15 protein-coding genes are annotated in these 14,138 nt (G+C 73.0%); 3 read left to right on the top strand and 12 right to left on the bottom strand.

Annotated features, from left to right (window positions below; genetic code table 11):
- Entirely contained in the window at positions 1-696 is a 696-nt protein-coding gene (locus BLW43_RS02415) for a hypothetical protein (RefSeq protein ID WP_093247994.1), read from the top strand.
- Between the two features lie 34 nt (positions 697-730).
- On the opposite strand, the gene BLW43_RS02410 is transcribed toward BLW43_RS02415, so the two are convergent.
- From BLW43_RS02410 to BLW43_RS02355, 12 genes are all read right to left on the bottom strand, one after another.
- Complete coding sequence (locus tag BLW43_RS02410; protein WP_093247992.1) at positions 731-1,414, bottom strand: DUF502 domain-containing protein; 684 nt, start codon at positions 1,412-1,414, stop codon at positions 731-733.
- 29 nt (positions 1,415-1,443) lie between these two features.
- Positions 1,444-2,403 (bottom strand): 2-hydroxyacid dehydrogenase, encoded by a 960-nt coding sequence (locus tag BLW43_RS02405; protein WP_093247990.1) that lies wholly within the window; start codon positions 2,401-2,403, stop codon positions 1,444-1,446.
- A gap of 42 nt (positions 2,404-2,445) precedes the next feature.
- Positions 2,446-3,585 carry a rod shape-determining protein RodA gene (gene rodA / locus BLW43_RS02400; protein ID WP_093247988.1) on the bottom strand — a complete coding sequence of 380 codons (1,140 nt, stop codon included), beginning with the start codon at positions 3,583-3,585 and terminating at the stop codon, positions 2,446-2,448.
- Positions 3,582-5,564 (bottom strand): penicillin-binding protein 2, encoded by a 1,983-nt coding sequence (mrdA, locus tag BLW43_RS02395; protein WP_245730883.1) that lies wholly within the window; start codon positions 5,562-5,564, stop codon positions 3,582-3,584. Before mrdA ends, rodA begins: the two co-directional genes overlap by 4 nt.
- Positions 5,561-6,154 (bottom strand): rod shape-determining protein MreD, encoded by a 594-nt coding sequence (gene mreD / locus BLW43_RS02390; RefSeq protein WP_093247986.1) that lies wholly within the window; start codon positions 6,152-6,154, stop codon positions 5,561-5,563. Before mreD ends, mrdA begins: the two co-directional genes overlap by 4 nt.
- Positions 6,151-7,158 carry a rod shape-determining protein MreC gene (gene mreC / locus BLW43_RS02385; RefSeq protein WP_093247985.1) on the bottom strand — a complete coding sequence of 336 codons (1,008 nt, stop codon included), beginning with the start codon at positions 7,156-7,158 and terminating at the stop codon, positions 6,151-6,153. The genes mreD and mreC overlap by 4 nt, the downstream gene beginning before the upstream one ends.
- 32 nt (positions 7,159-7,190) lie before the next feature.
- Complete coding sequence (locus BLW43_RS02380) at positions 7,191-8,231, bottom strand: rod shape-determining protein (protein ID WP_093247984.1); 1,041 nt, start codon at positions 8,229-8,231, stop codon at positions 7,191-7,193.
- A 199-nt stretch (positions 8,232-8,430) separates the two neighbouring features.
- Positions 8,431-9,330 (bottom strand): YncE family protein, encoded by a 900-nt coding sequence (locus tag BLW43_RS02375; RefSeq protein ID WP_217632080.1) that lies wholly within the window; start codon positions 9,328-9,330, stop codon positions 8,431-8,433.
- 26 nt (positions 9,331-9,356) lie between these two features.
- Positions 9,357-9,902 (bottom strand): SRPBCC family protein, encoded by a 546-nt coding sequence (locus BLW43_RS02370; RefSeq protein WP_093247983.1) that lies wholly within the window; start codon positions 9,900-9,902, stop codon positions 9,357-9,359.
- A gap of 98 nt (positions 9,903-10,000) precedes the next feature.
- Entirely contained in the window at positions 10,001-10,819 is an 819-nt protein-coding gene (locus BLW43_RS02365) for a metal ABC transporter permease (RefSeq protein ID WP_093247982.1), read from the bottom strand.
- Positions 10,819-11,622: an ATP-binding cassette domain-containing protein gene (locus BLW43_RS02360; RefSeq protein ID WP_093247981.1), complete on the bottom strand. Its 804-nt coding sequence runs from the start codon at positions 11,620-11,622 to the stop codon at positions 10,819-10,821. The genes BLW43_RS02365 and BLW43_RS02360 overlap by 1 nt, the downstream gene beginning before the upstream one ends.
- On the bottom strand, positions 11,619-12,140 hold the full coding sequence (locus BLW43_RS02355; RefSeq protein WP_093247980.1) for a Fur family transcriptional regulator: 522 nt from the start codon (positions 12,138-12,140) through the stop codon (positions 11,619-11,621). Before BLW43_RS02355 ends, BLW43_RS02360 begins: the two co-directional genes overlap by 4 nt.
- Positions 12,141-12,243: 103 nt before the next feature.
- On the opposite strand from BLW43_RS02355, the gene BLW43_RS02350 reads away from it, so the two are divergent.
- Positions 12,244-13,419 carry a zinc ABC transporter substrate-binding protein gene (locus BLW43_RS02350; protein ID WP_093247979.1) on the top strand — a complete coding sequence of 392 codons (1,176 nt, stop codon included), beginning with the start codon at positions 12,244-12,246 and terminating at the stop codon, positions 13,417-13,419.
- Positions 13,420-13,481: 62 nt separating this feature from the next.
- Positions 13,482-14,138 (top strand): DUF1007 family protein, encoded by a 657-nt coding sequence (locus tag BLW43_RS02345; RefSeq protein ID WP_175478718.1) that lies wholly within the window; start codon positions 13,482-13,484, stop codon positions 14,136-14,138.

Below are 14,138 nucleotides of genomic sequence, written 5' to 3'. Positions count from 1 at the left end.
GTGGCGCGCGTCCGGGGCTGCGCTCCGCTCCTGCTTCTGGCCGTCGCGGTCCTGGGCGGCTGCGCGGCGGAGGGGGGACTGATCGAACCGCCGCTGGTGTCGCTGGAAACCGGCGATCCCGTGGCGGACGGGCGCGGACTGGCTCTGATCGCGGATGGACGGCGCGTCGCGCTGGCGCCTCCGGCCGATCTCTGCGTGCGCTCCGAGGCGCTTCACGCCGACGGCGCCGCGGCGGTGGCGCAGCTCGCGCCCTGCGACGCGGCGATCAGGCCCACGGTGATGCGGATGATCTCGGTCAGCGCGGCGTCGTTGGCCCCGCAGAACGCGCTCGGCGAGGCGCTCGACCTGATGGCGGCCGAGGCCGCCTCGCCCGGCGGCTGGAGGGCGCTCGGCCTCGGCCTCGGCCCGCCGCTGAACGTCCTGAGCGCGACGCGGGAGGGCGACGCGGTGTTCGTCGTCGTCGAGGACGCAACGCCCGCCGGAGCGCTCGCCATCGGCCGCAGATGTCGCGCAATCTCCCAGATCAACGAAAGGCTGGTGGTCGTGACGGTGGCCGCGCTCAGGTCGGCGGCGGCGCCGAGCGCGCAGCGGCTGCAGATGGAGGCCGCGCGGATCCTCGCCGCGGTTCGCGACGCCAACCCGGCGCCGCCCAGGCCTGCGAGCCGGGCCGAACGGCCGCCGGTCGCTTCGATCTGACCGACGGCGGCCCGACGCGCGCCTCGGGCGGAAGCTACTCCGCCGCGGCCGGGATCGGGGGCAGGGGCGTCTGCCGCGCGCCGACCTCGGCCGGCGACACGAGACCCGCCGAGATGATCAGCTTCGCCGCTTCCTCAACGCTCATGTCGAGTTCGATCACGTCTTCGCGCGGCACGAACAGCAGGAAGCCCGAAGTCGGGTTCGGCGTGGTCGGCAGAAACACGCTCACCATGTCGGTCTGCCCGGCCTTCTCGACCAGCTCGCCGCGCGTGGCTGTGGAGATGAAGGCGACCGCCCAGATCCCCCTGCGCGGATATTCGACAAGGCAGGCGCGCTCGAAACTCGACTTCGACTGGACGAGGACGGTCTCGGCGATCTGCTTGATGGCGTTGTAGATCGAGCGGATGATCGGCAGCCGGTCGAGCATCCGCTCGCCCCAGCCGATCAGCTGCGCGGCGAAGAGGTTCTTGGCGAGAGCGCCGATTACCGAGGTGAATACGACAAATATCGCAAGGCCATAGCCGGGAAAATTGAGATAGTCTGTCAGGTTGTAGCCCGTTGGCAGCAGGCGTTCGACCTTGTAGTCGACGATGCTGACGAAGGACCAGATCAGCCAGACCGTCAGGTAAAGCGGCGCGATCACGACGATCCCGGTCAGGAAGTTGGCGCGCCAGCGCCCCCAGAACGTTCCGTGCTGCTTCTCGCCGCTGTCGCCCATACTCGCGCTCCCACCCTGTACGCCGGAAATTAGTAGCCCAGCCGGCGGTCCACAACGTGCCGCAGCGGCTCTCCGGCCTGAAACCGTACTATCTGCGAAACGATTTCGGGAGCGGCCGTCGCCGGCCGCGTCGCCGAGGCGACATGGGGCGTCACGGTGACGCGCGGGTGAGCGCGGTATGGGTGATCCGTGGGCAGCGGCTCGATGCGGAACACGTCGAGCGTCGCATGGCCGACGCGGCCGGCGTCGAGCGCGGCCAGCAGCGCCGAATCATCGATCAGCTCGCCACGCCCCGCGTTCACGATCGCCGCGCCCCGGGGGAGCAGCGCCAGCCGCCCGGCGTTCAGCAGGTTCTCGGTCAGCGGCGTGGCGGGCAGCAGGCAGACGAGGATCTCGCTGCGGGAGAGCAGGGCCGCGAGGCCGTCCTCGCCGCAATGGCACGCGACGCCGGGGATCGACCGGGGGCTGCGGCTCCAGCCGGCGACGTCGAAATTGAGCGCCGAGAGCGCGCGGGCGGCGTCGGCCCCCAACTCGCCGAGGCCGAGCACGCCCACGCGCCGGTCGCGCGCGAGCGGCGGGACGGGCTCGGCCCAGCGCGCCTCGGGCCCGGCGAGGAAGCCGTCGACACCGAGATGGCGGCGCAGCACATGGCCGACGACATACTCGGTCATGCCCCAGCGCAGCCCCGGCTCGACCATGCGGCAGAGCGGCACATCGGCGGGCAGGGTGGGGATGGCGAGCACCTTCTCGACGCCGGCCCAGATCGAATGGATCGCGCGCAGGCCGACATAGGGCGTGAAGTCGCGCACCGGGCCGGAGCCGGCGAACACCATGTGCTCCACCGCCTCGGGCGCCGCCTCGCCGGGTCGGACAAGCCGCATGTCGAGGCCCTGCTCCGCGGCCGCGGCCTCCAGTTCGGCCGCCCATGCGGCGCTGTCGTCCTCCTCCACGGCGAGCAGGACGACGGGCGACTGGGTTGCGGCGGGCATGGCGGCTCCGGTGCTGGCCTGGGCGGCGTGTGGTTGCGCGCCTCAGACGGCGGCGGGGCGGTGGATGTGGGCGCTCTGCGCGAGGCCCAGCGCGAAGAGGATCACGAGCATCGCCGATCCGCCATAGGAAACCAGCGGCAGCGGCACGCCGACGACCGGCGCCAGCCCCATCACCATCGCCATGTTCACGAAGAAGTAAGTGAAGAACACGGCGCCGACGCCGGCGGTCACGAGGGCGCCGAAGCGGTCGCGGTTGGTGATCGCCGACAGCCCGCAGAAGACCAGGATCAGCACATAGAGCGAGAGAAGGCCGGCGGCGCCGACGAAGCCGAACTCCTCCGCCAGAGCGGTGAAGATGAAGTCGGTGTGCTTCTCGGGAAGGAAGTTCAGCCGGCTCTGGGTTCCCTGCATGAAGCCGCGGCCGGAGAAGCCGCCGGAGCCGAGGGCGATCTTGCTCTGGGTGATGTGGTAGCCGGCGCCGAGCGGGTCGGTGGACGGGTCAAGGAAGGTCTCGATGCGGCGGAACTGGTAGTCCTTCAGAAGCTGCCAGGGCGTTCCGCGGGACGACAGCACGAGCCAGACCAGCGAGACGGCGCCAGCGGTCCCGACGGCGAAGTAGAGCCAGTGCGCACCCGCGAGGAAGATCATGACGGCCCCGCCCGCCAGCAGCAGCAGCGCGGTGCCGAGATCGGGCTGCATCAGCGTCAACGCCACCGGCGCCAGCGTCAGCATGATGGGCGGCAGCAGCCAGAGCGGCCGCGACACCCGCTCTGGCGGCAGCCAAGCGTAGTAGGCCGCCAGCGCCATCACCAGCGCGACCTTCATGATCTCGGATGGCTGAAGCTGGATGGGGCCGAGATCGATCCATCGCTGGGCGCCCATGCCGACGACGCCGATCAGCTCCACCGCCGCGAGCAGCGCGAGGCCGAAGGCGTAGGCGAGCGGCGCCATGGCCCGCCAGAACCGGATGTCGATCAGCGCGACGACCATCATGCCGGCGAAGCCGACACCGAAGCGCGTCATCTGCCTCCCGGCCCAGGGCTCCAGATCGCCGCCGGCGACCGAGTAGAGCATCAGGAAGCCGAGGCTGGCGCTCGACGCCGTCAGCAGCAGCAGCGGCCAGTTCAGGCGCAGCAGCTTGCCGGCGAGGCCGAGCGGACGGGTGGCGCCGGCGACGATCATGCGCGCCGCCGGGGGCCGGTCTCGACAGCTGGCGGCGTGGGCTCGGCGGCGGGGACCGGCGTTCGCTGCCGCTCGATCATCTCGCGCTCGGCGGGGGGGTAGGCGGCGAGCGGCGGCTCCGCGCCGTAGAGCGCGCGCAGCATGACGTCGCGCGCGATCGGGGCCGCCGCAGCCGAGCCGCCGCCGCCGTGCTCGACGATCACGGACACGGCGTAGCGCGGCGCCGAGACCGGCGCGTAGGCGACGAAGAGGGCGTGGTCGCGCCGGTTCCACGGCAGCTGGTCGTTGCGGATCACGCCACGCGCGCGCTCGGCCATGGTGATGCGGCGCACCTGGCTTGTGCCGGTCTTGCCGGCCATGCGGCCCGCCTCGTCGTAAATGCGGGACTTGAGCGCCGTGCCGCGGCGGCTGTTCACGACGCTGTCCATCCCCTCGCGCACGAGGGCGAGATTGGCGGCGCTGATCCCGAGCGGCGGCGCTTCGGCGGTCGGCCGCGCGTCGACGCCCTCGGCGATGATCAGCCGGGGCGACACCGCGCGGCCCGAGGCGATCCGCGCCGTCATGGTCGCAAGCTGCAGGGGCGTGGCCAGCATGTAGCCCTGGCCGATCCCGATATTGAGCGTGTCGCCTAGCTGCCACCCTTCCGCATGGACCTCGCGCTTCCAGGCGCGGGTCGGGGTCAGGCCCGCCGCCAATCCGGTCTGCTCGAGCTCCGGCCGCTCGCCGAAGCCCAGCCGCCGCGCCATCGCCGAGATCGCGTCGACGCCCACGCGCCGCGCCATCTCGTAGTAATACACGTCGCAGGACTGGGTGAGGGCGTCGTGCGCGTCCATCATGCCGTGGCCGCCGCGGCGCCAGCAGTGGAAGCGGCGGTCGCCGAGCTGGTAGCCGCCGTTGCAGAACACCTTCTCGCCCGGCGTGGCGACGCCGGCTTCGAGCGCGGCGAGTTCGACCACCATCTTGAACGTGGAGCCGGGCGGATACTGGCCTGACACGCTCTTGTTGGCGAGTGGACGGTGGTCGTCGGCCAGCAGCGCGTTCCAGTCCGCGTGGCCGATGCCGACGACGAACTTGTTGGGGTCGAAGCCGGGGGCGGAGGCCATGCAGAGGATGTCGCCGGTGGCGATGTCCATGACCACGGTCGATGCGCTCTCGTCGGCCATGCGCGCCATCGCGTAGCGCTGCAGGTCGCGGTCGAGGCTGAGGCGCAGGTCGTCGCCGCTGGCGGCGTCCTCCCGGTCGATCTCGCGGATCACGCGGCCGCCGGCGTTGACCTCGATGCGGCGGGCGCCTGCGACGCCGCGCAGGCGGCCCTCCTCGACCTTCTCCACGCCGTTCTTGCCGATCTGGAAGTCGGGGATGCTGAGCAGGGTGGCGTCCGGCTCGGCCTCCCGGTCCTTCTCGGAGACACGGCCGACATGGCCGAGCACATGGGAGAACACCTCGCCTTCGGGATACCAGCGCGTCAGTCCGACTTCGGGAATGACGCCCGGCAGCGCGGGCGCATTGGCGTTGATCGTTGCGAAGCGCTCCCAGTCGAGGTGCTCGGCCACGGTGACGGGGACGAAGGGGGCCTTCTGGGAGAACTCGCGCAGGGCGTGGCGGCGGTCCGCCTCGGGAATCGGCGTGACGCGGTCGAGGCGGTCGAGCGCGGCCTCCACGTCGCCGGCCTGCTCGCGCACCATCACGACGCGCAGGTTCTGGCGGTTCACGGCGAGCGGGCGGCCGGCGCGGTCGAAGATCTCGCCGCGCGCCGGCGGCAGCAGCCGGATATTGATGCGGTTCTCTTCCGCCATCGTCCGGTACAGCTCGCCCTCCTCGATCTGCAGCTGGCGCAGACGCAGGGCGAGCGCGCCGGCGGCGAGCGCCTGAAGCCCCAGCAGGGCGAAGACGCGGCGGGAGACGGACGGCCCGTCCTGCCTGGCGCGCTTGCGCGGCGCCGAAGGGCGGGCCGGGCTGCGGGAGAAAAGCCGCATCATGCGCCGCCTCCGATCAGGGCCCGGGCGTCGGGGGAGGAATTCTCGACCGGCGCCGCCCAGGCCAGGGCGACGGCGGCGAGGGGAAAGGCGACGACGGTGGCGGCGTAGCGCAGCGCGATGTCGGCGAAGGCCGGCGCCGGCGCGAAGGTGACGGTCAGCAGCGCCCAGGGGACGACGGCCGGCGCCGCGGCCCAGGCGCCGACGACGCCCCAGACTGGCAGCCAGCCGCGCAGTCCCTCGCCGGCGCGCGGCGGTCGGGCGACGCGCAGGCCCTCCACGGCGATGAGCAGGCCGAGCGCCCCGGCGCCAGCCGGGGCCCCGCTCAGCAGGTCGCGGGCGAGCCCGAGCGCGAAGACGGCGAGCGCCGGCGTCGAGTTCGGTCGGCGCACGGCCCAGACGGCCAGCACGCAGAACAGCAGGTCCGGCGCGAACCGCACGGGCATCGGCGCCAGGCTGGCCGCGATCGCCAGCGCCCCGAACAGCAGCAGCGCGCCCAGCGACGCCGCCTCGACGACCGGCCCGCCCCCGGCATGCGCCGCGCCCTGCCGCGCCTCCCGCCGCGCACCTGCGCCGCGCTTCTCGGCCTTCATGGCCGCGCCTGCGCGCCGGTCGACGCATTGTGGGGCGCACTGGGTGGCGCACTCGGGGGCGCATGGTGGGGCGCGGCGTTGCTGGGCGCATCTGGGGTGCCATGCGGGGCCGCTGTCGGGGCCGACGCCGCCGAGGTCTCCTCCGGCGGAAGGATCAGCTCGACGGGGCCTTCGGCGGCGCTCGGTCGGCGCCAGCGCAGCACCCGCACGAATTCGAGCTTCTCGTGGTCGACGGCGAGTTGCGCGCGCGCCGCGCGCGAACCCAGCGCGGCGACGACGCCGACCGGCAGATCCGGCGGGAACACGCCGCCGTCGCCGGAGGTCACGATGCGCTGGCCCACCTCCACGCCGTCCGTCGCGGCGAGGAAGCTCAGCCGGGGCGCGGCCGAGGCGTCGCCGGACAGCACCGCGCGGCGGCCGGTGGGCAGGATCTTCACCGGCACGCGGCTGTCGAAATCCGTCAGGAGCAGGATGCGGCTGAAGTCGTCGCCGACGCCGACGACGCGGCCGACGAGACCGGAGCCGTCCACCGCGGCGGAGCCGTCGCTCACGCCGTCGCGCGCGCCGATGTTGACCAGAACGCTGTGGCCGAACGGCCCGGCGTCGTCGGCGATCACCTCGCCGGTGGCGAAGCCCATGCGTGGCGCCAGCCGCACGTTGTTCAGCGCGCGCAGTTGAGCGTTCTCGAGTTCGAGGTTGCGCGCCGCGTCGCGCCATGCGCGCAGGCGCTCGATCTCGCGCCGCAGTTCGCGATTCTGGTCGTAGACGTCGGAGAACCGCTCCCAGTCAGTGACGAGCGAACCGAATCGGGCCACCGGCTGCGACACGGCCGCCATCGACGGCAGCAGCGCGTCCGCCAGCGCCATCCGCAGGCGCTCGACGCGCGGATTGTCCACCCGCCACAGCGCGAACAGGGCGAGCGCGACGACGGCGAGAAGCGCAAGACCTATCCGGCGCAGTCCGCGCGCCATCTCAGTGCCGGCGTCTTCGCGCAGTCTCGCCAAGTCCTTCGGCTCCAGTCAGGCCCGCGTTGCGGCTAGACGCTGTCCTTCAGAACATGCCTAAGCGCGGTGCGATGCTCCAGCGCCTTGCCGGTGCCCAGCGCAACGCAGTTCAGCGGCTCGTCGGCGATGGTGACGGCGAGGCCGGTGTGCTCGCGCAGCGCCGCGTCGATGCCGCCGAGCAGCGCGCCGCCGCCGGTGAGCATCACGCCGCGGTCCACGATGTCGGCGGCGAGGTCGGGCGGCGTCGCCTCCAGCGCGACCATCACGGCCTCGACGATCTGCTGGACGGGCTCCGCAAGCGCTTCGGCGATCTGGCCCTGCGTCACCTCGATCTCCTTCGGCACGCCGTTCAAGAGGTCGCGGCCGCGGATCTCGATCGACTGGCCGCGCCCGTCTTCGGGCATGCGGGCGATGCCGATGGTCTTCTTGATGCGCTCGGCCGTCGCCTCGCCGATGAGCAGGTTCTGCTGGCGGCGCAGGTAGGAGATGATCGCCTCGTCCATCTTGTCGCCGCCCACGCGCACCGAGCGCGCATAGACGATGTCGCCGAGCGAGAGCACGGCCACCTCGGTGGTGCCGCCGCCGATGTCGACGACCATCGAGCCGGTCGGCTCGCCGAAGGGCATGCCGGCGCCGATGGCCGCGGCGATGGGTTCGGGGATCAGCAGCGCCTTGCGCGCGCCGGCGGCGAGCACGGACTCCATGATCGCGCGCTCCTCCACCGCCGTCGCGCCGTAGGGCACGCAGACGATGATGAGCGGCGCGGCGAAGGCCCCGCGCTTGTGCACGGTCTTGATGAAGTGCTTGATCATCGCCTCGGCGACGTCGAAATCGGCGATCACGCCGTCGCGCATCGGGCGGATCGCCTGGATGCTGCCGGGCGTGCGGCCCAGCATCAGCTTGGCCTCCTCGCCCACGGCGAGCACGTCCTTCTTGCCGTCCTTGACGTGGTAGGCGACGACGCTGGGCTCGTTCAGGACGATGCCGCGGCCCTTGACGTAGACCAGCGTGTTGGCGGTTCCGAGGTCGATCGCCATGTCCGCCGAGAACATGCCGAGAATGCCGTTGAACATGACTGCGCTCGCCTCCGGGCCGGATGCTCCAGCCTCTTCATCTCGCGGCCCCTATAGCGCCGCTCGCCGTCCACGGGAAGGCGGCGGGGGCGCCCGCGCAAGCAGTGCTGGCGCAGTTCGCTGATTTTTTGGTTAACGCGCCGTGGCGTCGCCGCGTTTCGGCTCAGTCGACCGCCCAGTCGACCGCCCGGTAGGCCGCTCAGTCGGCGATGAAGTCGCCGAAGGCGCGGGGGCCCGAGCCGACATCGATCTCCGCGATCACCTCCAGACTCTCCGCGTCGATGACGCTCAGCGTGTCGGTCATCCAGTTCGCCACATAGACGCGGGCGCCGTCCCGGCTGGCGCCGACGCCCTCGGGGTACTCGCCCACGTCGATGGCGGCCAGTGGCGCCAGCGTTTCGATATCGAAGACGGTGACGCTGTCTCCGTAGGAATTGGTGACGAAACCGCGCCCGGAGGCCAGCGCCACCGCATAGGGTCGTTCGCCGACCGGCACGGTCGCGACCACCGCGCCGGCGGCGATGTCCACCACGCTGACGTCGTTGGAGCCGACATTCGCGACATAGGCGACGGCGCCCGCCGCGTCGATCGAGACGCCGAAGGGACGCTCGCCGACCGGGATCACGGCGCGGCGCTCCAGGGTCCGCGCGTCGAAGACGGAGATCTGGTCGTCGTCGCGGTCCGCGGTGAGGATCGTCGCGCCGTCGGGCGTCACCGCGACGCCGGAGGGGCTGTCGCCCGTCGCCGCCTCGCGCGCCAGCCGGTCGCCCTCGATCACGAAAAGCCGGTCGCCGTGCCAGTCGGCGGCGTAGACCGCGCCGGTCACGGGGTTGACCGCGAGCCCGAGCGGGCCGCCGCCGAGCGCAAGGGCGCGGGTCTCGCCCGTAGCGGGGTCAAGGACGGTCAGCGCGCCGGTCTCGGGGCTCGTGACCCAGACGCGCCCATCCGGCGCCACTGCGACGCCGGCGGGGCGGCCCGGTATCGACAGGACGCCGGTCTCCACGCCGGTCGCCAGATCGACGACGGAAAGCGAGTCGTCGCCCTGGTTCGTGATGTAGGCGACGCCGCCGCCGGCCTGCGCGGCGGCGGCGGCGAGCACGCAGAGCGCTGCGGCGACCGCCCGGGTCAGTTGGCCGCGCCGAACTCGGCCTGGAGCGCGTCGAGCCCCAGCCGATACACGGAGGTGACGGCGTTCACGACCGCCTCGTCGCTCAGCTCGGGCGGCGGATCGTTGTTGGGGAAGCCGCGGTAGAACGCGCCGCGCCACTCGATGACCGAGCCGCCGTTCGGCCCGTCCTTCACGGTGAGGTGCGCGGAGTAGTTGCTGACCGGCAGCGTCGTCAGCTCGACCTGCTCGATGCGGTAGGAGTAGGTGCGCTTGGCGGCGTCGTACTTGTAGAGCACCTCGTCGATGGTCGGGCCCTGCGGGTCGCCGAGCCGCAGTTCGCGGGTGGCGTCGATTGCGTTGCCGCCCTCGCCGGTGGTCTGGGCGACGGCGGGGTGCCAGCTCATGTCCTGGAAGTTCCCGATGCGCGCCCAAACGGCGTCGGGCGCCGCTGCGACGGCGACCGTCTCGGTGACCTTCTGGCGCGAGGGGCCGTGCGCGTCCGCCGCCATCGGCGCGACGGCGAGCGCCGCCGCGGCGAGCGCGGCCAAGCTCCAGTTGTACATGCTACCTCCTGATGCGTTTGCCGTGCAAACCTGCGCCGTCTCGCCGTGGGATGGCGCCCGGCGCTTTGCCGCAACCCTCGGATGAACCGCCTCGCGGTTCACGGCTTCGCGCGCGCGCCGTCTCGCCACGCCCGCGCGACCGCACCGACCAGCGTGACCGCGAGGAACACGCCCGCCGCCGCGAGCACGATGGACGGGCCTGCGGGAGTGTCCTGCGTCCATGAGAGCCGGAGGCCGGCGAGGCTCGCCGCGGCGCCGAACAGCGCCGCGAAGCCCGCCATCGCCTCGGGCGTGCGCGCCAGTCCGCGCGCGGCGGCGGCGGGGATGATCAGCAGCGCCGTTATCAGCAGCGCGCCGACCACCTTCAGCGCCAGCGCCACCAGCAGCGCCAGCGCCAGCATCAGCGCGAGACGTTCGAGGCGCGGGTCGATCCCCTCGGCGACCGCGAGATCCTCGCTCAGCGTCGCGGTCAGCAGCGCGCGCCAGCGCCACGCCATGAGCCCCCAGATCCCGGCGGCGCCGAGCCAGATGAGCGCCAGATCGGCGCGCGAGACCGCTAGGATGTCGCCGAACAGATAGCCCATTAGGTCGAGCCGCACGCCGGGCAGGAACGCCGCCGCCACCAGCCCCGCCGCCAGCGCCGAATGCGCGGCCACGCCGAGCAGCGTGTCGGCGGCGAAGGCGCGGCCCGAGGCGACGGAGATCAGCGCCGCCATCGCCAGCGCCGCCGCGAGCACTCCGGCGAAGAGCGGCGCCTCGGTCGCCAGCGCGAGCGTCACGCCCAGCACGGCGGCGTGGGCGGTGGCGTCGCCGAAATAGGCCATGCGCCGCCAGACGACGAAGCAGCCGAGCGGCGCGGCGGCCAGCGCCGCCCCGACCCCGGCCAGCATGGCGCGCACGAGGAAGTCGTCGAGCATCAGTCCACCCGCTCGGCGGTCGCCGCCTGCGCCGCGGCCTGCGCGACGGGCCCGCCATGGCCATGGCCGCAGCCGGGCGCCTCGGCGCCGTCGTGGCGGTGGTCATGCGCATGGCGGTAGAGCGCGAGCGCGCCCTCCGGCTCCGTCCCGAAGAGCGCGCGGTAGGCCGGCGAGGCCGAGACGATGGTCGGCGCACCTTCGCAGCAGACATGGCCGTTGAGGCACACGACGCGGTCGCTCTCGCGCATCACCACATGCAGGTCGTGGCTGACCATCAGCACCGCGCAGCCCAGCGTCCGCCGCACCCGCGCCACCAGCGCATAGAAGGCGGCGACGCCGGGCTGGTCGAGCCCCTGCGTCGGCTCGTCCAGCGCCAGCAGCGTGGGCTTGCGCAGCAGGGCGCGGGCGAGCAGCGCGCGCTGGAACTGCCCGCCGGAAAGCGCCGCGAGCTGCCGCTCGGCGATGTCCGGAGCGCCGACCTCCTCCAGCGCCGCCGCGCGCTCCGTCCGACCGCCGCCGCCGAGCGCCAGGAAGCGCGCCACCGTCATCGGCATGGTCCGGTCCAGCGCCAGCCGCTGCGGCGCGTAGCCGATGCGCAGCCCCTTCGCCCGCGTCACCGTTCCCGCGCTCGGCGCCGCGGCGCCGATGAGCGCGCGCAGCAGCGTCGTCTTGCCCGAGCCGTTGGGCCCGATGAGCGTCACGATCTCGCCGGCGCGCACCTCGAAATCGACGTCGCGCAGGGCCTGGGTCGCGCCGTGACGCACGCCCAGGCCGCGCGCCGTGATGAGGGCGCGTCCGCTCAAGACCCGCTCTCCGGCGACGCCGCGCGGCAGGCGGGGCAGGAGCCCTCCGCCTCCACGACCGCGCGGGCGATGTCGAAGCCGAGCGCGTCCGCGCTCCGCGACAGGCCCTTCGCCGCAGCTTCGCCGGGTATCTCCGCCACGGCGCCGCAGCCGTTGCAGATCATGAAGGCGCCGGCGTGGTCGGCGCCGGGCCTTGCGCAGGCGACATAGGCGTTGAGGCGCTCGATGCGGTGGGCGAGGCCGTTCGCTACGAGGAAGTCGAGCGCGCGGTAGGCGATCGGCGGCTGCGGCGCGGAGCCGCGCGCCGCCCCGAGCCGGCGGAGCACCTCGTAGGCGCCGAGCGCCGCGTGCGACTCGAGCAGGATGTCGAGCACCGCCGCCCGCGTCTCGGTCAGCTTCAGCCCGCGCTCGACGCAGACCGCGCGCGCATGGGCGAGCGCCGCCGCGCGGCAGGCGCCATGGTCGTGCTCGACGAAGCCCAGCGGCGGGGCCTCCCCGGTGTCGGATCGCTTCGCCATGCGCCTTGACCGTTACAGCATAACATTACTAGGTGTATCGCAAGCGTTACAGAAGCGCGGCGCGCCCCGCAAGGCGCGCCTTGACTGAAAGGAAGCGGCGGACATGGCGAAGGGAATGGCGGCGGCGATGGTGCTGTGCGGGTCGATGGCGCTGGGCGCCGGCGCGGCGGCGGCCCCGCGGGTGGCGGTGGACATCGGCCCGGCGCACGCGGTGGCGGCGCGGGTGATGGCGGGCGTCGGCGCGCCAGGCCTGCTGATGCGGCCGGGCGCCTCGCCGCACGGCTACGCGATGCGGCCCTCCGAGGCGCGCGCGCTGCAGTCGGCGCAGCTCGTCATCTGGGTCGGCCCCTCGCTGACGCCCTGGCTGGAGGACGCCGTGGAGACGCTCGGCGGCGACGCCGCGCAGCTGCGCCTCAGCGACGTCCCGGGCGCCGCACGTCTGCCGGTGCGCACGGGCGCGGCCTTCCCGGCCCACGCGCATGGCGAAGAGCACGATGACGAAGGCCATGAAGATCACGCCCATGACGACCACTCGCATGACGACCACGCGCATGACGCAGGGCATGGCGACCACGACGAGCATGGGAAACACGCCGATCACGCGGACGACGATCACGCGGACGCCAACCAGGTGGGCCACGCCGGCGAGGGCCATGACGGACGCGCCGCGCACGAGGAGCACGGCGCTCACGTCGCCCACGCCGCGCATGATCACGCGGCGCAGGACGATCACGACGACCATGGCCACGCGGCCTTGGGCTTCGATCCGCACATGTGGCTCGATCCGATGAACGCCGCCGCCTGGGCAGAGGCGATGGCCGAGGCGCTCGCCGAGGCCGACCCGGCCAACGCCGCCGCCTATCACGCCAACGCCGCCGGGGCCCGCGCCGAATACGTCGCGCTCGCGGCGGAGGTCGCGGAGACGCTCGCGCCCGTGCGCGGCCGATCCTATCTCGTTTTCCACGACGCCTATCAGTACTTCGAGAGCCGCTTCGACATGCCCGCCGCCGGCGCCGTCTCGGTGAGCGAGGCGACGAGCCCCGGCGCGGCCCGCGTCGCCGAGGCGCGGGAGGTGGTGCGGACGAGCGGCGCGGTCTGCGTCTTTTCCGAGCCCCAGTTCGAGCCGGCGCTGGTGGCGACCGTGATCGAGGGATCGGACGCGCGCGCGGGCGTTCTCGACCCGATCGGCGCCCAGCTGGAGCCGGGCGCCGGGATGTATCCGGCCCTGATCCGCAGGCTCGCCGCCGGGATGGTCGACTGCCTGTCCGCGGCCATGTGAGCCTTGCGCGGCGCGTCGCGGCGCGGGACTGTCCGCGCATGATCAGGCAGGGGATTCTTCGCGTGCTCGCCGCCTCTGCGGCGCTCTCGCCGGTCGCGGGGCCGGCGGCGGCGCATCCGCACGTCTTCGTCGACGCCGAGATCGTGTTCCGGCTGGGCGAGGGCGGCGCGCTGGAGGCGCTTCGGGTCACATGGGCCTTCGACGCGTTCTACTCGATGCTGCTGCTGGCTGAAATGGGGATGGACCCGGTGGCCGCGCCCGACGCCGCGGCGCTGGCTGCCCTCGCCGCCCTCCAGCCCGACTGGGCGCGCGACTTCGGGGGCGCGGGCGCGGCTCGCTACGACGAGGCCGAGATCGCGCTCGCGCCGGCCGAAGCGGTGTCGGCCGAGGTGGCGGACGGGCGGCTGCGGATCGCCTTCGACCGCCCGCTCGCGGCGCCGGTGGACCCTTCTGCCGGCGCGGTGCTGGCGGAAGTCTACGACCCGACCTTCTTCGTCGCCTATTCGATGCTGGAGGCGCCGCGCGTCGAAGGCCCCGGCGCCGAGGACTGCAGCGCCGTGCTGCGCCCCTTCGCCCCGAATCAGGAGACGGACGCTCTCCAGTCGGCCCTGATGGCGCTGGGCATGGACGAGACGCCCGAGACGCCGCAGGTCGGGCGCGTCTTCGCCGACAGCGCGGCGCTCACATGCCGGGCGCGTGCGCCCAGAGCCGCGCCGTGA

The organism is Rubrimonas cliftonensis, from assembly GCF_900107585.1.
In the GTDB taxonomy this organism is placed as follows: domain Bacteria; phylum Pseudomonadota; class Alphaproteobacteria; order Rhodobacterales; family Rhodobacteraceae; genus Rubrimonas; species Rubrimonas cliftonensis.
The sequence above is the reverse complement of the archived record's forward strand: the minus strand, read 5'-3'. Positions and strand labels throughout refer to the sequence as shown.